Source organism: Brachybacterium sp. SYSU DS0246 (genome assembly GCF_059391765.1).
Genome location: NZ_JBZXYT010000021.1, coordinates 1 through 24,934, shown reverse-complemented (window position 1 = coordinate 24,934; position 24,934 = coordinate 1). Strand labels below are relative to the sequence as shown.

18 protein-coding genes and 1 pseudogene are annotated in these 24,934 nt (G+C 73.0%); 8 read left to right on the top strand and 11 right to left on the bottom strand.

Annotated features, from left to right (window positions below; genetic code table 11):
• Window positions 1-66 precede the first annotated feature (66 nt).
• Together purD and AC5020_RS11540 are read left to right on the top strand one after the other, a co-directional pair.
• Window positions 67-1,350, top strand: a complete 1,284-nt coding sequence (purD, locus tag AC5020_RS11545) for a phosphoribosylamine--glycine ligase (RefSeq protein ID WP_464988391.1) — start codon at window positions 67-69, stop codon at window positions 1,348-1,350.
• Window positions 1,347-2,264, top strand: a complete 918-nt coding sequence (locus AC5020_RS11540; RefSeq protein WP_464988390.1) for a phosphoribosylaminoimidazolesuccinocarboxamide synthase — start codon at window positions 1,347-1,349, stop codon at window positions 2,262-2,264. The genes purD and AC5020_RS11540 overlap by 4 nt, the downstream gene beginning before the upstream one ends.
• Window positions 2,265-2,267: 3 nt before the next feature.
• Here AC5020_RS11540 and AC5020_RS11535 read toward each other — a convergent pair whose 3' ends face one another.
• From AC5020_RS11535 to AC5020_RS11525, 3 genes are all read right to left on the bottom strand, one after another.
• Complete coding sequence (locus tag AC5020_RS11535; RefSeq protein ID WP_464988389.1) at window positions 2,268-2,921, bottom strand: protein-L-isoaspartate O-methyltransferase family protein; 654 nt, start codon at window positions 2,919-2,921, stop codon at window positions 2,268-2,270.
• Between the two features lie 39 nt (window positions 2,922-2,960).
• Window positions 2,961-3,686, bottom strand: a complete 726-nt coding sequence (locus tag AC5020_RS11530) for an MBL fold metallo-hydrolase (protein WP_464988388.1) — start codon at window positions 3,684-3,686, stop codon at window positions 2,961-2,963.
• A 148-nt stretch (window positions 3,687-3,834) separates the two neighbouring features.
• On the bottom strand, window positions 3,835-5,514 hold the full coding sequence (locus AC5020_RS11525; protein WP_464988387.1) for a RecQ family ATP-dependent DNA helicase: 1,680 nt from the start codon (window positions 5,512-5,514) through the stop codon (window positions 3,835-3,837).
• Window positions 5,515-5,738: 224 nt separating this feature from the next.
• Here AC5020_RS11525 and purS point away from each other — a divergent pair, with 224 nt between their 5' ends.
• Complete coding sequence (purS, locus tag AC5020_RS11520; RefSeq protein ID WP_377019946.1) at window positions 5,739-6,014, top strand: phosphoribosylformylglycinamidine synthase subunit PurS; 276 nt, start codon at window positions 5,739-5,741, stop codon at window positions 6,012-6,014.
• Complete coding sequence (gene purQ, locus AC5020_RS11515; protein WP_377019947.1) at window positions 6,014-6,739, top strand: phosphoribosylformylglycinamidine synthase subunit PurQ; 726 nt, start codon at window positions 6,014-6,016, stop codon at window positions 6,737-6,739. Before purS ends, purQ begins: the two co-directional genes overlap by 1 nt.
• 12 nt (window positions 6,740-6,751) lie before the next feature.
• Here purQ and AC5020_RS11510 read toward each other — a convergent pair whose 3' ends face one another.
• The 3 genes and pseudogenes from AC5020_RS11510 to AC5020_RS11500 form a co-directional block, all read right to left on the bottom strand.
• A complete protein-coding gene (locus tag AC5020_RS11510; RefSeq protein WP_464988421.1) occupies window positions 6,752-7,348 on the bottom strand; it encodes a class I SAM-dependent methyltransferase in 597 nt (198 codons plus the stop codon).
• A 117-nt stretch (window positions 7,349-7,465) separates the two neighbouring features.
• Window positions 7,466-7,936: pseudogene (locus AC5020_RS11505) on the bottom strand (class I SAM-dependent methyltransferase); the annotation flags it as partial.
• A 223-nt stretch (window positions 7,937-8,159) separates the two neighbouring features.
• Window positions 8,160-9,206: a pirin family protein gene (locus AC5020_RS11500; protein WP_377019949.1), complete on the bottom strand. Its 1,047-nt coding sequence runs from the start codon at window positions 9,204-9,206 to the stop codon at window positions 8,160-8,162.
• Between the two features lie 93 nt (window positions 9,207-9,299).
• Between AC5020_RS11500 and AC5020_RS11495 the strand changes: the two genes are divergently transcribed.
• Window positions 9,300-10,277 carry a nucleoside hydrolase gene (locus AC5020_RS11495; RefSeq protein WP_464988386.1) on the top strand — a complete coding sequence of 326 codons (978 nt, stop codon included), beginning with the start codon at window positions 9,300-9,302 and terminating at the stop codon, window positions 10,275-10,277.
• Window positions 10,278-10,295: 18 nt separating this feature from the next.
• On the opposite strand, the gene AC5020_RS11490 is transcribed toward AC5020_RS11495, so the two are convergent.
• The 3 genes from AC5020_RS11490 to AC5020_RS11480 all read right to left on the bottom strand — a co-directional run bounded on the left by AC5020_RS11490 (window position 10,296) and on the right by AC5020_RS11480 (window position 14,043).
• Complete coding sequence (locus AC5020_RS11490) at window positions 10,296-11,285, bottom strand: MaoC/PaaZ C-terminal domain-containing protein (RefSeq protein ID WP_464988385.1); 990 nt, start codon at window positions 11,283-11,285, stop codon at window positions 10,296-10,298.
• Between the two features lie 5 nt (window positions 11,286-11,290).
• Window positions 11,291-12,631, bottom strand: coding sequence for a 3-oxoacyl-ACP reductase (locus AC5020_RS11485; protein ID WP_377793097.1), 1,341 nt, complete (start codon window positions 12,629-12,631; stop codon window positions 11,291-11,293).
• 95 nt (window positions 12,632-12,726) lie between these two features.
• A complete protein-coding gene (locus AC5020_RS11480; protein WP_377019954.1) occupies window positions 12,727-14,043 on the bottom strand; it encodes an acetyl-CoA C-acetyltransferase in 1,317 nt (438 codons plus the stop codon).
• Between the two features lie 123 nt (window positions 14,044-14,166).
• On the opposite strand from AC5020_RS11480, the gene AC5020_RS11475 reads away from it, so the two are divergent.
• The 3 genes from AC5020_RS11475 (at window position 14,167) to purL (ending at window position 19,525) form a co-directional block, all read left to right on the top strand.
• On the top strand, window positions 14,167-14,871 hold the full coding sequence (locus AC5020_RS11475) for a TetR/AcrR family transcriptional regulator (RefSeq protein WP_377793094.1): 705 nt from the start codon (window positions 14,167-14,169) through the stop codon (window positions 14,869-14,871).
• Window positions 14,868-17,102 carry an acyl-CoA dehydrogenase family protein gene (locus AC5020_RS11470; RefSeq protein WP_464988384.1) on the top strand — a complete coding sequence of 745 codons (2,235 nt, stop codon included), beginning with the start codon at window positions 14,868-14,870 and terminating at the stop codon, window positions 17,100-17,102. Before AC5020_RS11475 ends, AC5020_RS11470 begins: the two co-directional genes overlap by 4 nt.
• Window positions 17,103-17,179: 77 nt before the next feature.
• Window positions 17,180-19,525 (top strand): phosphoribosylformylglycinamidine synthase subunit PurL, encoded by a 2,346-nt coding sequence (purL, locus tag AC5020_RS11465; RefSeq protein ID WP_464988383.1) that lies wholly within the window; start codon window positions 17,180-17,182, stop codon window positions 19,523-19,525.
• 337 nt (window positions 19,526-19,862) lie between these two features.
• Here purL and AC5020_RS11460 read toward each other — a convergent pair whose 3' ends face one another.
• The gene (locus AC5020_RS11460; RefSeq protein ID WP_464988382.1) at window positions 19,863-22,253 is read right to left on the bottom strand and encodes a polysaccharide pyruvyl transferase family protein; all 2,391 of its coding nucleotides are present in this window, start codon (window positions 22,251-22,253) and stop codon (window positions 19,863-19,865) included.
• Between the two features lie 37 nt (window positions 22,254-22,290).
• On the bottom strand, window positions 22,291-24,363 hold the full coding sequence (locus AC5020_RS11455) for an S-layer homology domain-containing protein (RefSeq protein ID WP_464988381.1): 2,073 nt from the start codon (window positions 24,361-24,363) through the stop codon (window positions 22,291-22,293).
• Between the last annotated feature and the right edge of the window lie 571 nt (window positions 24,364-24,934).

The following is a 24,934-nucleotide window of genomic DNA, read 5'->3' as shown; positions in this document are numbered from 1 at the left end:
TCACCCAGCCATGTCGCAGTGCGGGCACGGGCCCGGGCGCAGGCCCCGCTGGGTACCCTGACCCGCGTGAAGATCCTCGTCATCGGCTCCGGAGGCCGCGAGCACGCGATCATCCGTCGCCTCGCCGCCGACCGCCCCGCCCCCGAGCTGCACGCCGCCCCCGGCAACCCCGGGACCGGCCGGCTCGCCACCTGCCACGACGTCGCCGTCGGCGACCTCGAGGCCCAGGTGGAGCTGGCCCGCACCCTGGACCCGGACCTGGTGGTGATCGGCCCCGAGGCCCCGCTGGTCGCCGGTGCCGCCGATCAGCTGCGCGAGGCCGGCTTCACGGTCTTCGGCCCGTCGGCCGCGGCCGCCCGCCTGGAGGGCTCGAAGTCCTGGGCGAAGGAGATCATGGCCGCCGCGGGCGTGCCCACCGCCGCCTCCGTGACGGTCACCGCGATCGACCAGCTCGAGGCCGGCTTCGACCGGACCAACCCGCTCGGCGACCTGCCCTACGTGGTCAAGGCCGACGGGCTCGCCGCAGGCAAGGGCGTCGTGGTCACCCGTGAGCGCTCGGAGGCGACGGCACACGGCCGGAGCGTTCTCGACGCCGGCGGCACCGTGGTCCTCGAGGAGTACCTCGAGGGCCCCGAGGTCTCCCTGTTCTGCCTCAGCGACGGCACCGACGTGGTGGCGCTGGCTCCCGCCCAGGACTTCAAGCGGGCCCTGGACGGCGACGAGGGACCGAACACGGGCGGCATGGGCGCCTACTCCCCGCTCCCGTGGGCTCCCGAGGGACTTGCCAACGAGGTCGTGCGCACCGTCGCCCGCCCCACCATCGACGAGCTCGCCTCCCGCGGGATCCCGTTCGTCGGCGTGCTCTACTGCGGCCTCGCGCTCACCCCGCTGGGCGTGCGCGTGGTCGAGTTCAACGCCCGTTTCGGGGACCCCGAGACCCAGGTGGTCCTCGAACGTCTCGCCTCTCCCCTGGCCCCGCTGCTGCTGTCCGCCGCACGCGGCGAGCTGGCCGGCGCGGACCCGCTGCAGTGGCGCGAGGACGCAGCGGTCACCGTGGTGGTCGCCTCCGCCGGGTACCCCGCGGCGGCGCGCACCGGTGACGTGATCAGCGGGATCGAGGACGCCGAACGAGCGGGGGCCCACGTGATCCACGCCGGCACCGCCCTCGGCGAGGACGGCAGCCTGGTCAGCGCCGGCGGGCGCGTGCTGACCGTCGTCGGCACCGGCGCGGACCTCACCGCGGCCCGCGAGGTCGCGCTCGCGGGCGCCGAGGCGATCGAGCTCGAGGGCGCGTACCACCGCACCGACATCGCCCGCGACGCGGCCGAGGCGCAGGGACCCGCCGCGTGAGCGCCGCCGCGTCCGCCCCGCTGCTCGAGGCTCCGCCGCTGGAGGGCTGGGACCACGCCTTCAGCGGCAAGGTCCGCGAGCTGTACGTGCCCGCGGGCACCGATCCGGCGCGCGCCACCGAAGTGCTGGTGGTCGCCACCGACCGGATCAGTGCCTACGACCACTCGCTGCAGCCCGGCATCCCCGACAAGGGTCGCCTGCTCACCGGGATCAGCATGTTCTGGTTCGAGCAACTGGCCGACCTCGTCCCCCACCATGTGCTCTCCGCGGCGGAGGTCCCCGAGCCCGTGGCCGGGCGGGCGCTGCGGTGCCGCGGCCTGGACATGGTGCCGCTGGAGTGCGTGGCCCGTGGCTACCTCACCGGCTCCGGGCTGGCGGACTACCGGGCCGGCGGATCCGTCGGCGGGCACGTGCTGCCGGCCGGCCTGGTCGAGGCCTCGCGACTGGATCCGGCGATCTTCACCCCCTCGACGAAGGCCGAGGCCGGGGAGCACGACGAGAACATCACCGTCGCCCAGGCCCGCGACCTGCTGGGGGCCGAGCTCGTCGATCAGCTGGAGACGCTGACCCTGGTGATCTACGAGCGGGCCCGCGACATCGCCGGCGAGCGCGGCATCCTGCTGGCCGATACCAAGCTCGAGTTCGGCCGCTCCCGCCACGACGGCACCCTCATGCTCGGCGATGAGGTCCTCACTCCCGATTCCAGCCGCTTCTGGGCGGCCGCCGACTACGCCGAAGGCCGCCCGCAGCCGAGCCTGGACAAGCAGTTCGTGCGGGACTGGCTCACCTCGCCCGCCTCCAGCTGGCACCGCGGCACCAGCACGCCGCCCCCGGAGCTGCCCGCCCAGGTCGTCGAGCAGACCCGGGCACGCTACGTGGAGGCCTACGAGAGACTCACCGGCCGGACGTTCTGAGGGTCAGTCCTCGACCAGCGGGACGAACCGGAAGCCGCCGTGCTCGGTGTCCAGCACGTCCTCGCCGCGCTTCTCGAGGCGATGCATCGTCGTTCGCACCGGGATCACCATCACGCCGTGATCGGCCAGCTGCTCGAGCAGGGCCGGTGGGACCTCCTGTGCCTCGGCGGAGACCAGGATGCGATCGAACGGACCGTCCTCCGGTGCACCGAGCACGCCGGAGCGGGCCGGGCGGATCTCCGCCTCACCCCCCGGGGCCGCCTCGGCGAGGGCGCGCCGGGCCGGTTCGATGAGACCCTCCTGGCGCTCGACCCCGATCACGCGCCCCTCGCCGCCGACCAGGTGCGCGAGCAGCGCCGTGGTCCAGCCCGACCCGGCACCGAGGTCGAGCACGCGGTGACCGGGACGCACATCGAGCAGCCGGAGCATGGCCGCCACCGTGTAGGGCTGGGAGTTCGTCTGGCCGTGGCCGATCGGCAGCGGCGCGTCCTGACCGGCGAACCCGCGCAGCTCCTCGGGGAGGAAGGGGACGCGCGGCACGGCCTCGAACGCCTCGTCCACGCGGTCCCGTCGACCGCCGGTATCTGCTGGGTCCAGGTCCCCCATGCCGTCCATCGCCTCCGCGCCGTCCGTGCCGGTGTCGTCGTCGGGTGTCATGACGTTCCCTCCTGATGGATACGGATCACGCGAGCGCCCTCAGCTCGCGGGAACCTCGACCACACCGTCCTCGGGCCAGTCGCGCACCTCGGTGCCCTCGGGCGCGAGATTCGAGGACTGGCGCAGGTAGATGGGCCGGCCGACGTCGCTGGCCACGGCGTCGTGGACGGGCAGCGCGAGCCGGGGGCGCACGGCGCGCAGGAAATCGATGGTCTCGGCCATCTTCGACCACGGCGCGACGACCGCGAAGGCCAGCGCGTCGATGCCGTGGAACTCCTGGACGGGCTCCAGGGAGTCGCCGGTGATGCCCAGACGCGGCTCGCCGTCGGCGGCGAGCACGAGACCGGTGTTGCCCACCCGCGGGATGTCGGGGTGGATGATCGCGTGATCGCCGCCGACGGCCTGGACGCGCAGCGAGGCGTGGTCACCGACGGGCCCGAACTCGTGCGCGGTACCGGCGCTCAGCGCCAGCACCTTCTCCGCCTCGACCGCCGGGGCGTCCTCGGCGGGTTCGGCGAGCTGCTGCGCGGTCGCGGGCTCGGCGATCACGATCGCCTCGGAGGCGTGGGAGAGGACCTCCGCGAGCAGTCGGCGGTCGACATGGTCGGGGTGCTGGTGGGTGATGGCGACCGCGTCGATCCTCGACAGCAGGCCGGCCTCCAGCCCCCGGACGGCCTCACCGCTGAAGCCGCCCGGATCGACCAGCACCGTGCGTCCCGCGACGTCGATGAGCAGGCACGAGTGGACGAGGTGACGGATCTTCATCGCTGCCTCCCGGCATCAGGGTCCTCGGACCCCTCGAATCTAACGCCGCACGCGGGCCGTGCACAGGGGCCGGGCGAGATCGCGGCGCTCCCGTCGGGCCGACGGCGGACCCGTTCGACCGGGCCCGGGGCATCGGCCGCGCGCTCCCTCAGCCGCGCGCTCCCTCCTCGGAGCGGTCCAGGAGGCCCTCGTCCTCCCGGATGGCGGCGAGGGCGATGTCGCGGTAGCCGACCTCCTCGAAGAACACGGTCAGACGGTCCGGTTCCGCGGCCATCACCGTGCCCCTGCCGAACTCCCGATGGACCACGGCGGTCTCGGCCGGGAAATCGTCCGGCCGCTGCGCCTGTTCCTCCTGAAGCTCCTCGGCACCCGTGCTCTCGCAGACGTCGCACGCGCCGCAGTACGCCTCGGCGTCCTCCCCGAAGTAGGTCAGCAGCGCGCGGCGCCGGCAGGAGGTGGTCTCGGCGTAGGCGCGGATGCGTTCGATCCGGGAGTCGTCGATCGCCTCGCGGGTCTCCGCCTGGTCCGAGGCGGCCCGCTCGGCCTCATCCGCGCTGATCCCGCTGCGGGCGCGGAGCCCGTCCCGGCGCACGGTGATGCTGCCGCTGTGCTCGAGCAGGTTCGTGACGCGCTTCTGGGCGCGTGCGGACAGGCGGGTGTGCTCGCGCAGCGCGGCGGGCCGGGTCGGACCGTGCTCCGCGATGGCGGAGAAGACGGTGCGCACGTCCTCGGAGGCGGGGGCGCCGCCGGCGAAGTAGCGCTGCATCCCGAGGTCCTCGGGGCGGTAGTGCAGGTGGATGGTGGCGGGCTCGCCGTCGCGCCCGGCACGACCGATCTCCTGGTAGTAGCTGTCCAGCGAGCCGGGGACCTGGGCATGGATCATGTATCGCACGTCGGGCTTGTCGATGCCCATCCCGAAGGCGGACGTCGCCACCACCACGTCGAGCTCTCCGGCGAGAAACTGCTCGTGGATCGCGTCACGGTCCCGGGCGCGGCGGCCGGCGTGATACGCCGCGGTGGTCAGACCACGCTCGGCGAGCTCGGCGGCGCAGGTCTCGGTGTCCCGGCGGGTGCCGGTGTACACCAGGCCGGTCCCCGGCAGCGAGGCGACCTGCTCGAGCACCGCCCGGTGCTGCTCGTCGGGGTCGCTGTGATGGGTCGCGGCGAGGTGCAGGTTGGGGCGGTCGAAGCTCTGGACCACCTCGACCGGATCGTCCATGCCGAGCCGGTCGATGATGTCGGCCCGCGTACCCGGGGACGCGGTCGCAGTCAGCGCGACCACAGGCGGATGGCCCAGGCGGCGGATCGTCTCCCCGAGGGCGAGGTAGTCGGGCCGGAAGTCATGGCCCCACGCCGAGACGCAGTGCGCCTCGTCCACGGCGATCAGGGAGACCTCGGCGCCGGCCAGGCGCTCGATCGTATCCTCCCGGGCGAGCTGCTCCGGGGCGAGGAAGAGGAAGGTGGCCGTGCCGTCGGCCAGCGCGTCCCACGCTGCTCGGACCCTCGAGACCGGCAGCGAGGAGTTCACGGCGACCGCTCGGCCCGGACCGAGCTCGGCCTCGAGGCCCTCGACCTGGTCGGCCTGCAGGGCGACCAGCGGCGAGATGACCAGGGCAGTGCCCTGCCGCATCACGGCCGGCACCTGGTAGATCGCCGACTTCCCGTGCCCGCTCGGCATCACGGCCAGCACGTCCCGGCCCTCGGCCACGGCCGTCATCGCCTCGTCCTGGCCCTCGCGCAGCTCCTCCAGGCCGAACACGTCCTGGGCCGTGCTCCGCACCGACGTCTCGGACTCCTGCATCGTCTCCCCCGTCGTCGTTGTGGCCATCTCGCCCTCTCCGCTCCGCGCCACCGCGGCCATTGTTCACCTCTCCGCGCATCGGGCACCGGACGCTCGGTAGGTCCCACCCGGCTACGATGGAGACGATGGGGCCGGGTGTCGGCTGCCTGCCGGCATCGCCGCCCCGTCCCGGTGCATGCACTGCGGACGGGAAGGCCCCGGTCCCCCGCTCCGCCCGCCGTCCGGCGGCCGCCGTCCCCAGGAGAATGCCGATGCCACGCGTCGTGGTCCATGTCATGCCGAAGCCGGAGATCCTCGACCCGCAGGGCAAGGCCGTCGCCGCCGCCCTGCCGCGGCTGGGCTTCACGTCCATCAGCTCGGTGCGCCAGGGCAAGCGGTTCGAGCTCGAGGTCGACGGCGAGGTCACCGATGAGGTGCTCGCCTCCCTCCGCGAGGCGGCCACCACCTTGCTGTCCAATCCCGTGATCGAGGACGTCGTCGCCCTCGAGGTCGAGGACGACCGGACCGCCGCGGAGGCTCAGGCCTGATGCGCGTCGGTGTGGTGACCTTCCCGGGCACGCTGGATGATCGCGATGCCCTGCGGGCCGTGCGCCTGGCCGGCGGCGAGCCCGTCGCGCTCTGGCACGGCGAGGACTCCCTGCACGAGGTCGACGCCGTCGTGCTGCCCGGGGGCTTCTCCTACGGCGACTATCTGCGCGCCGGGGCGATCAGCCGGTTCTCCCCCGTCATGGAACGTGTCGTGGACGCGGCGCGCGGCGGCATGCCCGTCCTGGGCATCTGCAACGGCTTCCAGGTCCTGTGCGAGGCCCACCTGCTGCCCGGTGCCATGATCAAGAACGCCCACCGCACCTTCCTGTGCCGTGACCAGCCGCTCCGCGTCGAGAACACGCGCACCGCCTGGACCGGCGCCTTCGAGCAGGGCGAGGTGATCCGGATCCCGCTGAAGAACCAGGACGGCCAGTACGTCGCCGACGAGCGCACCCTGGACGAGCTCGAGGCGGAGGGGCGCGTCGTCTTCCGCTACACCGCCGGCGCCACCCACGGCCCGGCCGGTTTCGAGGCCAACCCCAACGGCTCCCGCCACGACATCGCCGGCATCACCAATGCCGCGGGCAACGTCGTGGGCCTGATGCCGCACCCCGAGCACGCCGTCGAGGCCGGCTTCGGGCCCGACGAGCCCGGAGCGGGCACCCGCACCGGCACCGACGGGCTGGGCCTGTTCACCTCGGTGCTGGGCAGCCTCGTCGCCTGAGACCGGGGATGCTCAGGCGCGCGTCGCCGAGAGCACGGTGAAGCGCCGGTCGCGGGCCTGCTGACGCACCGGCCCGACGCGCTGCTCGACCTCCGGCCGATAGCGCAGGTAGGAGTTGTGGACGAACCACAGCTGTCCGCCCGGCCGCAGCACTCGTGCCGCCGCATCCAGCAGCCCGTGCACCAGGGTGGCGTCGATGGCGGTGCCGGCGTGGAACGGCGGGTTCAGCACGACCAGGTCCGCGGTGCCGTCGGCCACCCGGGACAGGGATGCATCCCAGGTCACCGCGATGCTCTCCCGAGTGAGGCCGTTCGCGGCCAGGGTCGCCCGCGTGGAGGCGACGGCGTCGGCATCGTCGTCGCTGGCCAGCACCCGCGCCTCGGGCAGCGCCGCCGCAAGATAGGCGGTCAGCAGCCCGTTGCCGCTGCCCAGATCGATCGCGCTGATCGTGGCGGCGGCATCGAGGGTGGTGGTGTCGCGAACCGTCCGCCCGTCGGCACCGTCGACTTCGTCGGATTCCCCGGCTGGGCCCGTCGCTCCCGGCAAGCTGCGGTCCAGGGCCTCGAGCAGCAGCAGGCTGCCGGCATCGGCCGAGGCCCCGCCGAACACTCCCCCGATGCCGCGCACCGCGAGGTCGCGCTCCTGGCCGCGCACCCGGACCCGCGCGATGCCGGTCGCCGTCGCGGCCGGTTCGATGTGCTCGCGGGGAGAGGACGCGACCAGAGCCCGGGACTTCCCCAGGCCCCGCGAGGCGTGGACCTCGGCGAAGTCGCGGGCGAGCACCTCGTTCTGGCTGCGGGTCATGTGCTTGACGCGGCCCCCGGCGACCAGCGTGACCTCGCCGGCCCCGGCGAGGTCCCGGCAGCGATGCTCGAGGTCGGCCAGAGCCTTCGGCAGTCGCATCAGGGCCAGGCGGGGCCGAGCCGAGACCGCCACGTCGGCGACCGGGATCGGGCGGTCGCCGCCGGGGACCTGGAGACGGCCCGCGGCGATCTCGTCGCGGAACCGGCAGCGGAGGGCGTCGGTCGTCGCGTACGAGCCGGCCCAGGAGATCACCGGCGCCGAGCCGTCGGCAGCCGCCTCGGCGTGCTCGGCGAGCGCCGCCGCGGTGAGCTCTCCCGTGGCGTCGTCGAGGACGAGCACGGGGCCGGGACCGGAGAGCCCCTGCTCGTCGGCCGCCGTCCGCAGGATCACCCGGTCGGTCTGGTCGGGGGGGGGGGGGGGGGGGGGGGGGGGGGGGGGGGCGCGGGGGGGGGGGGGGGGGGGTTGGGGATGAGGGGGGGGTGGTTGTGGGGGGGGCGGCGGGGGGCCCCCGGGGCGGGCCGATCAGCCGGGGCGGGCCGATCAGCGGGAGCAGGCGTGCTCACGTCGGCACGGGATCCGCCGTGGTCGGGGTCGGGATGTGTCATGGGGTGCTCCGTCATGCGGTGGGGCGGCCGGCTCGCCCGCGGGAACGCAGGCGACCGTTCGGCAGCTGTGGGGCCGGGATGGCCGGTGGGGTGTGCGGGGCGAAGGGGCCGAACTGCTCGTCCTCGGCGCCGAGGCCGCCGCGCTCACGGGCGATGCCGGCGATCGGGGCGTCCTCCAGACCGAGCTCGACGCCGATCTCGGCCTGGTAGCGGGCGCGGAACTGCTCGATCTCCTCATGGGTGCGGCCCACGAAGTTCCACCACATGATGATGTCCTCCCCCAGCGGCTCACCGCCGAGCAGCATCACGCGGAGGTCCTCCCCGTCGTCGGCGCGGAGCTCCAGGTGATCGGCGCCGTCGGGCAGCACCGCGAGCTCGCCGCGGCCCGCGTCGAGGGAGCGCGCCCCGGTGCGCAGCAGCGCCCGGCCGCGGTCGACGAGCACGCCGTGCTCGTGGCCGGGCTCGAGGTCGAGGCGCAGGGACGCGCCGGCGCCCAGATCGATCTGCGCCATCGACAGCTCGGTGTCGGTCCTCAGCGGGCTGTGGTCCTCGAGCACGTCGCCGGCCTCGTCCACCGCTCGCAGGCGCCCCATGCCCACCCGTATCCGAGCCGTGTCGGTGGCGCGCGGGGCGGGGGTGTGCATCGCGAACTCGCGGGTGGTGAAGCGGGTGCGTTCGGGCAGGGCGTACCAGAGCTGGACGCCGTGCAGGACGGTGGTGTCGTTGGTGGAGAACTCCGAGTGGGTGATGCCCGCTCCGGCGGCCATCATGTCGACGTCGCCGGGGCGCACCAAGGCGTGGCTGCCGATCGAGTCCCGATGCGTGATCGCGCCCTCGAACAGCCACGACACGGTCGCCAGCCCCGTATGCGGATGCCGCGCCACCTGCATGCCGCCGCCGGTGGAGACGTCGTCGGGCCCGAAGTGGTCGGCGAAGCACCATGCGCCGATCAGCGAGGTCTCCTTCGCGGGCAGGGTGCGGTGCACGCTCATCCCCCGCGGCCCGCCCAGGGGGACCTCCCGTGGGCTGAGCAGGAGGAAGTCGGTCAGCGGGCTCATGGGTCGAGTCTAGGCGGGCGGAGCCCGAACAGAGCCCGGCCCGATCCGGTCCCCTGACGGTGCTCCCCGTGCCGGGGTCCGTACGCTGAGGCCATGACTCTCCCCGTCCTCGTCGACTGCGACACCGGGATCGACGACGCGATCGCCCTGACCTACCTCGCCGGCCATCCCGACGTCCGGATCGCGGGGGTCGTCTCGAGCGCCGGCAACGTCGAGGTCGCGGCCGTCCACCGCAACAACCTGGTCCTGGCCGAGCTGCTCGGCATCGACGCCCCGGTCTCCCGTGGGGCGGCCGCCCCGCTGACCGCCGACCTGATGACGGCCGACGACACCCACGGCCCCCAGGGACTCGGCCATGCGCATCTGCCGGAGCCGACGACCAGCGGCGACCCGCGCGAGGGCGCGCAGCTGTGGGTCGAGACGGCGCGGGCGCATCCGGGCGAGCTCGTCGGCCTGGTGCTCGGCCCGCACACGAACCTCGCCCTCGCCCTGGAACTGGACCCGGAGCTGCCCCGTCTGCTGCGGAGGCTGCACATCATGGGCGGGGCCATCAATCATCGCGGCAATACCGGCCCGACCAGCGAGTGGAACATCGCCGTGGATCCCGAGGCCGCACAGCAGGTGCTCGCGGCGTTCACCGGCGCCCCGCAACGGCCGGTGCTGGGCTCCCTCGAGGCCACGGAGACGGTCCGTTTCACCTCCGCGACCCTCAGCCGGCTCCAGGGGACCGCCGACCGCACCGGTCACCCGGTGGCCACGATCCTGGTCGACGCGCTGCGCTGGTACTTCGAGTTCCATCAGGCCGACGGGTTCGGCTGGATAGCGCACGTCCACGACCCGCTGGTGGCCGCTCATGCGGTCACCGGTGACTTCGCGCGCACGAGACCGCTGGCGGTGGATGTGGAGCTGACCGGCATGCTGACCAGGGGACAGACCGTCGGCGACGAGCTGGGCCGGTGGGGACGCACACCGAACGTGGACGTGCTGACGGACGTGCGTCCCGAGGAGTTCATCGACCACCTGCTCCACGTGCTGCAGGAGGCTCTGAGCGGCGGGAGCCGGTCGCTCTGAGCGGCGGGGACGGGACGCTCAGCCCAGCGTCGTGACCTCCACTTCGAAGCAGCGGCGCGGCCCCTTCCCCGAGGACGCCGCGCGCCAGCCCACGCAGCGGACCGAGCCGCTCTCGTCGTGATCCTCGTAGGCCACCAGCACGGTGCCCGGCAGCGTGACGGGCGCGTCGAAGGAGACGTCCCAGCGCAGCGGACGGGAGAGGTCCACGCGTGACTCGGTGAAGGCACGCGAGGCGGTGTACATCCCGTGCGCGATCGCCCGCGGGAAGCCGAACGCCCGGGCGCTGAGGGCCGAGAGATGGATCGGGTTGACGTCACCGGAGACCGCGGCGTAGCGGCGACCGGTGTCCGCCGGCAGCCGCCAGCGCCCGGTCGGCGGCGGCGGCTCGAAGTCCCGGCGCGCGGTGGGTTCGCCGGAGCTCCCGCCGCCCTGGTCGCGGTCGCCGTCCGCCGCGCCGTCGCCCTTGGCCAGGTAGGTCGAGACGTCGGTGGCGATGATCTCGCTGTCCTGGCCGAGGATGGTGGAGACGGCCTCGAACGTGCGGCCCTTGCGGTGGGGCCGCAGGTCCCTGACCCGGCACTCGACGTCCACCAGCTCCCCGACCTGCACCGGACGGTGCTGGAGGACCTGGTTGCGCAGATGGACCAGGCCCAGCAGCGCGAAGGGGAAGTCGCGCCGGGCCATCAGGGCGAGAGAGAGCGGGAAGGCGAGGACGTGCAGCACGCCGGGGTGGACGAGATCCGTGGCCGGCCCGCCCAGAAGATGGTCGAAGTCGCGGGCGCGCTCGGCGTCCAGTCGCACGCCGCGCACCCGGTAGGCGACCTCGGGGAGAGCCGCAGGGGCGGCCGCGCCCGCCGCGCTCCTCGAACCCCGGGGACTCCGCGGGCCTCGCGCGCGGCCGCGGTTCGAGCGAGGATCCAGCGCGGCGGCGTACACGGCGGGGAACGAGGGGACGTCGGCGAGGTCCTTGACCCGCTCGCGGGAGGGCTCGGACGAGGCGGAGGTCATAGCGCTCACCTCCCCACCAGGTTCTGTCCGCACACCCGCAGCGTCTCGCCGCGGAGGCCCCCGGCCTCGGCGGAGGACAGGAACGAGATCGCCTCGGCCACGTCCACCGGCAGGCCGCCCTGCTGCAGGGAGTTCAGACGCCGGGCGACCTCCCGGGAGACCGCCGGCATCCGCGCGGTCATCTCCGTCTCGATGAACCCGGGGGCGACGGCGTTCGCGGTGCCGCCGACGGGCTCCAGGCGGGCGGCGAGCGCCTCGACGAAGGCGATCACGCCGGCCTTGGAGGCCGCATAGTTCGTCTGACCCCGGTTGCCGGCGATTCCGCTGGTCGAGGCCAGCGAGACCACGCGAGGCTGATCGCCGAGCACATCACCGGCCTCGATCAGTGCCTCGGTGAGGGTGATCTGGCTGGCGATGTTCACCGCGAGCACGGGGTCCCACTTCTGCGGGGTCATGTTGGCAAAGAGCTTGTCGCGGGTGATGCCGGCATTCAGCACCACCGCGTCCAGCACCAGGGAGCGCTCGCGCAGGAACGAGATCAGCCGGTCCCCGGCACCGTCGGAGGTGACGTCGAGCTGGATCGGTACGGCGCGGAGCTCATTGGCCAGACGGGAGAGCTCGGTGCCGGCGGCGGGCACGTCCAGGACCACGAGCCGGGCGCCGTCGGCCGCAAGGGTGCGGGCGATGGCCGCGCCGATGCCGCGGGCGGCGCCGGTGACCAGGGCGGTGCGTCCGGCCAGCGGCGCGGCGGCGTCCCCGGTGGCCGAGCCGGCCTCGCTCGAGACGGTGAGGAACTGGCCGGCGACGAAGGCGCTGCGGGCCGAGAGCAGGAACCTCAGGGCGCCCGTCACGCCCGGCGCGTCCAGGCCGACCCCGTCCGCGACCAGGATGCCGTTGGCGGTGGCCCCGCCGCGCATCTCGTGGGCGAGTGAGCGCAGGAACCCTTCGACCCCGCCACGGGCGGCGTCACGGGCCGGGTCCTCACCGCGCGCGGGCCGGGAGATCGTCACCACGCGGGCGCCGGGCGCGAGCGAGCGCATCGCGCCGGCCAGCGGCAGCAGGATCCGGCCGAGGTCCGAGGGGGTGGAGACCTCGTCGAGCACGGCGACCACGGAGCCGACGGTGCGCAGCTCCTCGAAGCGGCGCCGGACATCGGCTCCCCAGGACAGCAGCAGGTGCGCCACGGCGTCGGCGCCCTCCGATTCCCCGAGCACGACGACCGGCCCCAGCACGGGTTCGGGCCGGTCGCCGCGGCGCGGCAGCGGCGCGGGCCGGGGCAGGCCGGCGCGGGAGGCGATGAACCTGCCCGGGCCGGAGCGGACGAAGCGGGTGTAGGCGTCGGTCATGAGTCCTCCAGGAGGCGTGGGGCGCGCTCGGCGGCGCCGGGGCGGGGTCGGTGCGCGGCCGGGCCGGCGCATGACCGGGCCGGCGCGCGGGCGGATCAGGGCGCGACGGACTCCAGCAGCGCGACGGTGCCCTGGCCGGCGGCGGCGCACACCGAGACCAGGCCGCGCTGGACGCGGCCGGTCTCCCGGGCACGCTCGTCGAGAAGCTTCGCCAGGGTCGCCACGATGCGCCCGCCGGTGGCGGCGAAGGGGTGCCCGGCCGCGAGCGAGGAGCCGGCGACGTTGAGCTTGCTGCGGTCGATGGCGCCCAGCGCGCCGCCCCGGTCGAGCCGCTCGCGGCAGAACTCGTCGGACTCCCAGGCCTTCAGGGTCGCCAGCACGGTGGCGGCGAAGGCCTCGTGGATCTCGTAGAAGTCCAGATCCTGCAGGGTCAGGCCGTGGTCGTCGAGCAGCTCCGGCACCGCGTAGACGGGTGCCATCAGCAGCCCTTCCTGACCGTGGACGAAGTCGACCGCCGCGGTGCGGGCATCGACCACGCGGGCCAGCGGCCGCAGGCCGCGCTCGTCGGCCCATTCCCGGCTGCCCATCAGCACGGAGGAGGCGCCGTCGGTCAGGGGCGTCGAGTTCCCGGCCGTCATGGTCGGTTCGGCGACCTGCGGGGACTTCGTCCCGAAGACGGGCTTGAGCGAGGCGAGCTTCTCGAGCGACGAGTCCGGGCGGAGGTTCTGGTCGCGAGCGAGACCGCGGTACCCGGTGACCAGGTCGTCGAAGAAGCCGGCGTCGTAGGCCGCGGCAAGATGCTGATGGGAGGCGAGCGCGAGCTCGTCCTGGGCCTGGCGGTCGATGCCCCACTGAGCAGCGGTCAGAGCCATGTGCTCACCCATCGAGAGCCCGGTACGGGGCTCTCCGTTGCGCGGCGGGACCGGGGCGAGGTCCGCCGGGCGGATCGCACCGAGTGCCTTGAGGCGCTGCACGGCGGTCTTGGCGGAGAACGCGCGGTGCAGGATCCGGCGCAGGCGCGGGGTGACCTCGATCGGGGAATCCGAGGCGGAGTCGACGCCGCAGGCGATGCCGGAGTCGATCTGTCCCAACTGGATCCGGTTGGAGATGTGGACGACCGTCTCCAGGCTGGTCGCGCACGCCTTGGACAGGTCGATCGCCGGGGTGCGGGGATCCAGCGGCGTGCCCAGCGCGCTCTCGCGGGTGAGGTTCAGGTCGCCGGCCAGCTTGAGGACCGCGCCCCCGGCGACCTCGCCGAGCTTCGCGCCCTGCAGGCCGAAGCGCGCCACCAGGCCCTCGAGGGTCGCGGTGAGCAGATCCTGGTTGGAGATGCCAGCGTAGGCGCCGCCGGCGCGGGCGAACGGGATGCGGTTGCCACCGAGGATCAGAGCCTCGCGCGGGAAATCATTCACTGCTGTGCACCTCTTCGTGGGACTCTTCGTCAGAGAACGTCTCGTCGGGTCGTCGGGAGACGCGGAACCAGATTCTGCGGAGAACTTTACCTAGGACCGCCGGTACTTGATACCGTAGGTTCCGTGAACGCGACGACGCAAGCCCCCGTGGACGGACGGTCGGCCCGCTGGGCCCAGCACCGGGAACAGCGCCGCGCCGAGCTGCTCGACGTGGCCCGGCACCTGATCCACGAGCAGGGCCCGGACGTGACCATGGAGGACATCGCCGCGGCCTCCGGCACCTCGAAGTCGATCGTCTACCGCTACTTCGAGGACAAGGCGCACCTGCAACGTGCCCTGGGCCGCAGCATCCTGTCCACCATGCATCGCAAGCTGGTCGCGGAGCTGCGGGCGCTCGAGTCCGACGCCGGGCGCAAACCGGACGCCGACGAGCGCATCCGCGCGATGATCCGCGCCTATGTCGAGACCACGCAGCGCTCCCCCGGCGTCTACCGCTTCGTCACCCGCCCCAGCGACGGGCTGAACCACTTCCTGCACGCCGTGGCGCGCCTGGTGACCACGTTCCTGCCCGAGGAGGTCCCCTCCCCGCAGCTGTGGGCCCACGGAGCGGTCGGCTTCGTCGAGGGCGCGGTCGACACCTGGATGACCGAGCTCGAGGAGTACGACAAGCACGGGAACCACGAGCACCACGACAGGCGCGAGAAGCACAGCACGCAGCGGGAGCGCGGCGAGGCCGCCGACGGCGACGCCGCTGTCCCCGCACCCATCACCTCCGACCAGCTCGTCACCTACCTCGTCACCTGGCTCATGAAGGGAATGCACGCATGACCATTCGCACCGAGCACACCGGTCCCGCCCAGCGCACTCCGCACTCCCGCGCGAGCGCTGGCACCACCGCCTCCAGCAGCAGCGATACCGCCACCGGGCCGACGACCGTCCCCACGGGCGCCACCACCGCCGCACCCACCGGCCCCATCCCGGTGCCGCCGGAGGGCTCCGCCCGCCTGGACGTCGAGGCGGTCTCCGAGGCGCTCCTGGGCCGCTGGGCCGAGACCCGCCGCACCGCCCGCGAGCGCGCCGCCCGCCCCGAGCTGCACCGGCCGCTGGACCACACCGTCGCCGAGCATCGCGAGCGGGTCTTCACCCAGCTGCAGAGCCTCGCCGCGGAGAACGTCTCCTGGCCGATGCTCCCCGAGCACCTCGGCGGTCCCAACGACAACGGTGCCAACGTCGCGGCCTTCGAGGAGCTCGTGGTCGCCGACCCCTCCCTGCAGATCAAGGCCGGGGTGCAGTGGGGACTGTTCACCGCCGCGATCGTCCAGCTGGGTGACGAGGAGCAGCAGCGGCGGTGGGTGCCGGATGCGATGGACCTGACCACCCCCGGTGCCTTCGCGATGACGGAGATCGGCCACGGCTCGGACGTGCAGTCCCTGGCCACCACCGCCACCTACGACCCCGCCACCGAGGAATGGGTCATCAACACCCCGTTCCGCGCCGCCTGGAAGGACTTCCTGGGCAACGCCGCGATCCACGCGCGCGCCGCCACCGTGTTCGCACGACTGATCACCCGCGGCGTCGACCACGGCGTCCACTGCTTCTACGTGCCGGTGCGGGACGAGCACGGCCGGCTGCTGCCCGGGGTCTCGAGCGAGGACGACGGCCCCAAGGGCGGTCTGAACGGGATCGACAACGGGCGCCTGGCCTTCGAGGACGTGCGCGTGCCCCGCACCAACCTGCTGAACCGCTACGGGGACGTCGCCCCCGACGGGTCCTACAGCTCGCCCATCGAGTCCCCCGGGCGCCGCTTCTTCACCATGCTCGGCACCCTCGTCCAGGGGCGCGTGTCGCTGGACGGGTCCGCGGTGCGCGCCGGCCAGCTCGCCCTGCACATCGCCATCACCTACGCGAGCCAGCGCCGCCAGTTCACCGCGGCCGACCCCACCCAGGACACCGTGCTGCTGGACTACCAGGCGCATCTGCAGCGCCTGCTGCCCAAGCTGGCCTCGACCTACGCGGGCGCCTTCGCCCATGAGCAGCTGCTGCAGGCCTTCGACGACGTCTTCTCCGGACGCACCGAGGAGCCCGAGGCCCGTGAGGACCTCGAGACCCTGGCCGCGGCGCTGAAGCCCACCTCGACGCGTCTCGCCCTGGACACCATCCAGGAGTGCCGCGAGGCCTGCGGCGGTGCCGGCTTCATGGCCGAGAACCAGCTGGTGGGCCTGCACCAGGACCTCGATGTGTACGCCACCTTCGAGGGTGACAACACCGTCCTGCTGCAGCTGGTCGCCAAGCGCCTGCTCAGCGACTACACCTCCGAGCTGCGCAGCGTGGACCGCGCCGGCATCGGCCGCTTCATCGCCAAGCGCGCCGAGGTGCTGGCCAAGCGGCACACTCCCTGGGCACGGCTCGCCCAGGACCTCAGCGACCGCGGCAGCACCCGTCGTGCGTTCGACTCGATGCGATCGCGCGATTTCCAGGAGGAGATGCTCACCGCCCGCGCGCGGGTGAAGGTCGAGGAGGTCGCCCTCGCGCTGCGCCCCGCGGCGAAGATGGATCCCGCCGACGCGGCCGCCGAGGTCAACAAGCACCAGGTGGAGATGCTGGAGGCGGCACGCGCCCACGCCGATCTGGTGCGCTGGCGCGCCTTCACCGCGGGCATCGAAGATCTCGAGGATGAGGGCTCCCGCGCCGTTCTGACGGACGTGCGCGACCTCTACGGCCTCAGCACCATCGAGGACGACCTGGCCTGGTTCCTGCTCAGCGGGATGATCTCCTCCCAGCGCGGACGTCAGATCGGCTCCGATGTGCGGCGGCTGCTGTGGCGGCTGCGCCCGCACGCGCTGGACCTGGTCGCGGCCTTCGACATCCGTCCCGGTCATGTCCGCGCTCCGATCGCCCTCGGCGGGGAGCAGGAGCGCCAGGACGAGGCCGCCGCCTACTACCGCGCCCAGCGGGCCGCCCACGACGCGCCGGTCAGCGAGAAGGCGCTGCGCGATAAGGAGAAGAAGGCCCGGCGCGAGGCGCGCGGCCGCGGCTCGGCTGCGCGCGAACGCTCGTAGACTGGGCGGGCCGCGACGGCTCCCGTGAGGTCGCGCCGGCTCTCCTTGTCCCCGTGATGAACGGATCCGATCCCGCGATGACCGCTGACCACGCCCACGCCTCTGCGACCGTCCCCTCGGGAAGCCGACCCGGGGACGGCGACGTCGACACCGTCGACGTCGCCGCCTCGACCCCCGAGCAGGCGCAGCCCTTCGCGGCGCTGGGCCTCAAGGACGAGGAGTACGCCAGCATTCGCGAGATCCTCGGACGGCGACCGACGAACGCGGAGCTGGCCATGTACTCGGTGATGTGGTCGGAGCACTGCTCGTACAAGTCCTCCAAGAAGCATCTGCGCACCTTCGGCGAGCGCACCACCGCCGCGATGCGGGAGAAGCTGCTGGTGGGCATGGGCGAGAACGCCGGCGTCGTCGACATCGGCGACGGCTGGGCGGTCACCTTCAAGGTCGAGTCCCACAACCACCCCTCCTACGTCGAGCCGTACCAGGGCGCGGCCACCGGCGTCGGCGGCATCGTGCGTGACATCATCTCCATGGGCGCGCGACCCGTCGCCGTCATGGACCAGCTGCGCTTCGGTGCCATCGACCATCCCGACACCGCCCGCGTGGTCCACGGCGTGGTCTCCGGCGTCGGCGGCTACGGGAACTCCCTGGGCCTGCCCAACATCGGCGGGGAGACCGTGTTCGACCCCGCCTACCAGACCAATCCCCTGGTCAACGCCCTGTGCCTGGGCGTGCTGCGGCACGAGGACATCCATCTGGCCTCGGCCACCGGACCCGGCAACAAGGTCGTGCTGTTCGGAGCCCGCACCGGCGGTGACGGCATCGGCGGCGCCTCGATCCTGGCCTCGGAGACCTTCGACGAGGGCGGGCCCGTCAAGCGACCCAGCGTCCAGGTGGGCGACCCCTTCATGGAGAAGGTGCTCATCGAGTGCTGCCTGGAGCTGTTCTCCGCCCACACCGTCGAGGGCATCCAGGACCTCGGCGCCGCCGGCATCTCGTGCGCCACCAGCGAGCTCGCGGCCAACGGGAACTCCGGCATGCACATCGATCTGGAGAACGTGCTGCTGCGTGATCCCACCCTGAACGCCGGCGAGATCCTCATGAGCGAGTCGCAGGAGCGCATGATGGCCGTGGTGCGCCCCGAGAAGCTGGCCGAGTTCGAGGCGATCACCGCCAAGTGGGACGTCGAGGCCGCCGTGATCGGCGAGGTCACCGGCGAAGGACGGCTGACGATCGATCACCACGGTCGCCGCATCGTCGACGTCGACCCCTCGACGGTCGCGGTCGACGGCCCCGTCTACGACCGCCCGTACTCCCGCCCCGACTGGCAGGACGCCCTGCAGGCCGATCGTGCCGAGGCCCTCCCCCGGCCGCAGGGCGCCTCGGAGATCGCCCAGGCTCTGCGCGACCTGATCTCCTCCCCCAATCTGGCCGCGACGGGCTGGGTCACCGACCAGTACGACCGCTACGTCGGCGGGAACACGGCGCTGGCGATGCCCGACGACGCCGGCGTGATCCGCGTCGACGAGACCACCGGCCGCGGCGTCGCCCTGGCGACCGACGCCAACGGCCGCTACACCAAGCTCGACCCCCGCACCGGCGCGCAGCTGGCCCTCGCAGAGGCCTATCGCAACGTCGCCGCTGCAGGCGCGACGCCGCTGGCGGTCACCGACTGCCTGAACTTCGGCTCCCCCGAGGACCCGGGCCCCATGTGGCAGCTGGTCGAGGCCATCGGCGGCCTCGCGGAGGCCTGCGAGATCCTCAGCGTCCCGGTCACCGGCGGCAACGTCTCGCTGTACAACTCCACGGGTGAGCCCGGCCGCATCGACTCCGCCATCCACCCCACTCCGGTCGTCGGCGTGCTGGGCGTGCTGGAGGACGTCGCCCGGCGCGTGCCCGCGGGCTGGCAGGAGGACGGACTCTCGGTGCTGCTGCTCGGCACCACTGGCGAGGAGCTGTCCGGCTCGGCCTGGGCCGACGTCATCCACGGCCACCTCGGCGGGCTGCCCCCGCAGGTCGACCTGGAGGCGGAGCGGGCCCTCGCCCAGGTCCTGGTGGCCGCCTCCCAGGAAGGCCTCGCCGCCGCGACCCACGACCTCTCCGACGGCGGGCTCGCGCAGGCCCTGGTCGAGGCCGCGACGCGCTTCGGCACGGGCGCGACCGTCGATCTGGAGGCGCTGCGGGCACGGGACGGAGTCGATCTGCCCACGGCACTGTTCTCCGAGTCCCAGGCTCGGGCCCTGGTCGCGGTCCCGGCAGAGCGTGAGGAGCGCCTGGCGGCGCTGTGCGCCGAGCACGGGGTGCCGCAGCTGCGCCTCGGCTCCACCGGCGGCGACACGCTCGACATCCAGGGCGTCGCCGCCTTCCCGCTGCGCGAGCTGGAGGAGCTGCGCGGGGCGACTCTGCCGCGTCACTTCGGCTGAGCTGCGCCTCAGCACCCATCGCACTCACCTCACATCGCTCGCCGGCCTCGCTCAGCCCGCCCGATCCCGACTCACCGGCCTCGCTCGGCCCGCACCATCCCGACTCACCGGCCTCGCTCGGCCCGCACCATCCCGACTCACCGGCCTCGCTCGGCCCGCACCATCCCGACTCGCCGGCCTCGCTCGGCCCGCACCATCCCGACTCGCCGATCCGTTCCACCGAAACGTGCCGAGCTCGGCACAGATCAGTGGAACTGCGCGGCGTGGCGCGATGGATTGACGGGGCACGAACGGCGTGGGCAGACCAGACAGGGCTATGGCCCGAGAGCCTGCTCCCTCAGCCGGGCGGACGTCGCCCGAGAGCGCGCCGGCCATCACCGAGGGCACGTCGAGCGTCGTCGAGGGCACGTCGGCCCAGGCGTCCGGCCGCCCGTACGGCCCGGCCACCCGTCCCGGTCAGCTCGGCGCCGGCCCGTTCCTCACGGAGCTCGGCAAGCTCCGCCCGGGTGGCGCCGAGCTCCTCGCGCACGGCGCGCAGTTCCTCGAGGACGCGTTCCTCGCTGTGGCCCAGGAGGGTCTCGGTGTTCTTCGAGAGGAACATCGGCAGCCCGATCCCGTGCTCGCGGGTCCACTCGCGGAAGTACCGCTCGCGCAGCTCCGCGTCGAAGTGGCGGTGGCCGTGGCTGAGGCTGAACATCGAGTTGCTGCTGGGCCCGGTGGCGGTGGGCCGGTGCCGCCACTGCGCGAGGGGACGGTCGAGGAATCCGACGTCGAAGCGCTGCAGCAGCTCGAGATGGAACGCGTAGTCACCCACCACGGGCAGGGATTCGTCGAACTCGCCGACGCTCTCGTGGACGCGGCGGCGGTGCAGGATCGCGATCGGCGCGTGGCGGTTGACCGCGATGTAGTCCAGCAGCCGCGCGCCCTCCAGCTCCGGCCACGAGCGGAACGCCTCGTCCTCCACGAAGCCGCTGGGCGTCTCGTGCTCGTAGACCACCAGGGTGCGCACCACGACGGCCTCCTGCTCCGGATGCGCCGCGAGATGGGCGAGAGTCTCCTGGAGGAACGTCGCGTGCCAGGTGTCGTCGTCGTCATGGACGGAGACCACGGGCGCGGTGGACTCGCGCAGGCCGTGGTTGCTCGCCGCTTCCATCCCGGTGGAGCGCTCGCGGTGCAGCACCCGGATGCGTCCGCCGCTCTCCGCCTCATAGCGTGCGACGGCCTCGTCGACGCCGCGGCGATCCCCGGCGTCGTTGACGATCACCAGCTCCCAGTCCTGCCGCGTCTGGGCCAGGACGTCCTGCAGGGCCCGATCCAGCATCCGGGCCCGGTCGCGGGTGCGCATGATGATGGAGACCGACGGCTCCGGGGCCGGCGTCCCGGTCGTGGTCATCCACGGTGCGAGCTCTTCTCGCAGTTCGTGGGGCCAGCGCTGGTGCGGCTCGATCCCGGCCCCGACAGGGTCGGCGACAGCCGGCATGCTGGAGGCCTCGACCGCGGTGGCGCTGCCCCGCCCGGCTGACCCGTCCTGTGCGCGCAGCACCGAGGCCACGGTGTCCCACCAGTCCGCGGCGGCCTGGAGCAGCGCAGGGCGCACCGCCTCGAGATGGGCGCGCTCGCTCTCCCGGGCCGCGACGAGGGCGTCGACCACGGAACCGACCAGATCGGACGGGCCGGCGCCGACGGGGTCCCAGAGGGCGGCCAGCGGGACCACTCCGCCGGCGAGGCCCAGGTTCCGCAGGGCGCCGTCCATGCGGGAGGCGCCGTAGCGGTTCAGTGGCATCGCCAGCACCGAGGCCCCGGCGGCGGCTCCGAAGACGACCGGGTGGAAACGCGTGGTGACCACCCAGGCGGCGCGGGCGGTGCGTGCGGCGGCCGCGGTGTCGGGCTCTATCGGGCACACGGTGGCCGGCACCGTCAGCAGGTCGGCGACCTCGCGGTGGACCTGCAGATCGCCCCCGCCGGTATCGGGGTCCGCCATGTGGGGAACCAGCTCGACGCGGGCACCGGTGCGCCGGGCGAGCTCCTCGATCACCGCGGCGGCCACCGCGACGTAGTCGGCCCGCGGGAACGGATCACCGTCCCCGCCCAGCGTGACGCTGATCAGATCGGGGTCCAGCGGAGCCTCCGGCTCGAGGCCGATGGCGTCATCGAGCGTGTGCACGAGCGCCGGGTGGTCCGGGCACAGCCGGCGGGCGATCCCCACGCTGTGGTGGTCCCGCAGGCCGACGACCGAGCACAGCTCGAGCAGCCGGCGCACGCTGTCGCGGTCGGTGTCGGTCAGTTCCGGCCCCAGGCTCTGGCCGCTGAGGATCACCGGCTTGCCGAGCGAGTGCGCCACCTCGGCGGTGGCCACGCGCTCGTCGAGCAGCCAGCCGTAGCGGGAGGTGAGGCTCCCGCCGCCGCCGATCACCAGCGCATCCACGGCACGGAGGCGCTCGATGATGCCGAACAGCTTGTCCTCGGCCGGAAGGGCATCGAGCTCTCCCGCGAGCACTGCCCGGATCTCCTCGAGGTACCTCGCCCGATCCTCGAGCGGCCACGGGAAGGTGAGCGCCGGGATGGCCGACGCCGGGGCCGTGCCGTCGGGCCCGTACTTCTCGTGCCGGGAGATGCGCACGACGTCGAACCCTCGAGCGGCCAGCCGCCGGGAGGTCATCGTCGCGATGGCCTCGTCCCCCACGTGGTAGACGGTCTGATCGACATCGCACAGCACGGCGACCTTCACCGGCATCTCCTTCCCGGCGGGCAGCCAGTTCGTCGCCTCAGAGCCCGCGCTCTTCCATCCAGCGGATCATGAAGGCGGCCATCGCGTCCCGGGCGATCGGCTCCACCGGGCGGAAGGTGCCGTCCGACCAGCCGGTGCTAATGCCCGTGGAGGCCAGCCAGCTGATCTCCCTCGCGAACTGATGGTTCGAGGGGACGTCCCGGAACGGGTTCGAGGTCCCCGAGGACGGCCGCCCGGAGGCACGGTACAGGAATGCCGCGACCGCGCCGCGCTCGATCGAGGCGGTGGGACGGAACGTGCCGTCGGACCAGCCCTCGACGATGCCCTCCGCATGCGCCCACGTGATCTCCTTGTAGTACATGCGGCTCGGTGGCATGTCCGAGAACGGTGATCGGCTGGGCGGGGTGAAGCGCGGGGATCCGAGAGCGCGGTAGACGAAGGCGACCATCGCATCACGCTGGATCGGGTCCAGCGGACGGTAGGTGCCGTCCGGCCAGCCGGTGGTGATACCGCGCTCGGCGAGCTCCTCGATCTCCTCGCGGTACATCATGCCCGGGGGGACGTCGACGAAGCGGGACTCCTGGAAGCTCACAGAGCTGCCCGACTTGACGGCCACGCCGTTCTCGAAGGACTGGTAGCTCTTGCCGCCCCGGTGGGAGACGGAGCTCGTCGGGCGCCCCCAGGAGGGCTGCCACTCCTGGGCCACCTCGCTGACGTAGCCGACGGCCTTCTCCGCACCCCTGTGCATCACGAGCCCCTTGGTGAGCACCGTGACCCAGTAGGTTCCCGTGCTGTAGGCGCTGCGGACCACGGTGCCGAGCTTCGCCGCTCCCCCTGCGGCCTTGAACGCCGTCAGGTGATGCTTCCACCCGCGGTCCATGTAGTACTGCGCATCGCCACGGATCCGGTCGAACTCCTGGTACAGCTGGTACCCGGGGCACTCGGTGTGGTTCACATCGCGGTGGCCCATCACCTTCGCGAGGGTCTGCGTGGAACCGGCGTCGAAGCGGGTGCCGCTGGCGATCGAACTCCAGGTGGACGTGCTCCACACGCGCTCTTCGAACGTGCTCAGGAGCTTCCACGCCAGGATCCGGGAGACCGCGTCCCGCGCCGCGGCGGAAGGTTCGGTGGAGCTGTAGTGGCCCAGCACGGAGATGCCGAAGGAGCCGCGGTTGAATCCCGTGGCGTGGGCACCCTGGATGTTGCGGTGGAGGCCGCCGCTGCGGCCCTCGAAGATCCGACCGTACTTGTCGACCAGGATGTTGTACCCGATGTCCGCCCACCCCAGGGTGCGCGTGTGGTACGTGTGAATGCCCCGGACGATCTGCGCGGACTCACTGCTGCTGTAGCTGTTGGTGCCCGCGGTGTGGTGGATGATCACGGCTTTGAGCTCGTCGCGCCCGTACGTGGCTCCTGTCCTGCCCTCATCGGCACCCCAGGTCGCACGCGCGACGAAGGACGGTGTCGAGCCGGGAAGCAGTGGAGTGGCAGGGTTCGCCGCGGCGCGGGTCGACATCATCCGCGGTTGTGCCTGCAGGTCCTGTGACTGCGACTGGGAGGTGTACGGCCCGCTGAAGTCTCCGACCATCTCATCGCCCTCGGTCGGCGACGTGGTGACGATGTGCGCCGTGGCCTCGGAGGTCACGTCCCCGCCGTCCAGGTCGGCGCGGATCTGCAGCGCCGAGACCACGCCCAGCCACGCCAGCTCCGTGCCGGGGGCCTCCTCGCCGCTGTCCGGGTCCTCGGCGATCTCGAGTTCGCACCACGGGGTCCAGTTCCCGTCCTGCCCGAGACCGCGCGCGTGCACGGCCGGGGCCTCTGAATCCGCCGGCCAGGTGAGGCCGACCATCGTCGCCGGCTGCTCGGGAAGATCGCGTGCCTGCCCGCCGTCGACGTCGATCAGCGCGTAGTCCGCGAGCGGTACGTCCAGGATGCGGGTCTCCCCGTCCGTGACCGAGGGGTCGGCGACGGCCGGCGACATGGACAGCGCAGCTGACGCCGTTGGGACGCCGACGGCCGTGGCGGCGAACAGCGTGCGGCGGGTCATGCCCGAGCGAGGGCGGGAATCGGCGGTGGAGTCGGTGGCGGGGGGAAGATTCCGCTGAGACATGAGGGGCTCCGGATCGTAGGGGAAGGCGCGGAAGCGGGGGCGCGGAAGTGCCGGACAGCGCTGCAGGACCCGGTCCGCGACCTCCCCGTGAGGTCGCCGGCCCCCACCGGCGGCTTCCGCGCCCAACCATATACCGGCCGGCGTCGGACATCCCGGAGGCGCGGCGCCGCACCGCGTGGCCTCCGCCCCCGATCTCACCGGCGCCGGAACGACCAGCCTCCCCGGGAGGGGTCTCACACGGGCTGCCCCAGAGTTCATCGGGCGTTGCCCCGCCGTTCATCCCCGACCAGGGGCACGGGGAAAACGGCGTACGTCGTCGACGGAGGATCCAAGGCGCCGGGGGAACGAGAAGGGGGGGGGGGGGGGGGGGGGGGGGGGGGGGGGGGGGGCGCGGGGGGGGGGGGGGGGGGGGGGGGGGGGGGGGGGGGGTGGGGGGGGTGGGGGGGGGCGGGGGGTGGGGGCTATGGGCTGGGGGCGGTACCGGCCCGCGGGCGGCCGGGAATCGGCGGTGGAGTCGGTGGCGGGGGGAAGATTCCGCTGAGACATGAGGGGCTCCGGATCGTAGGGGAAG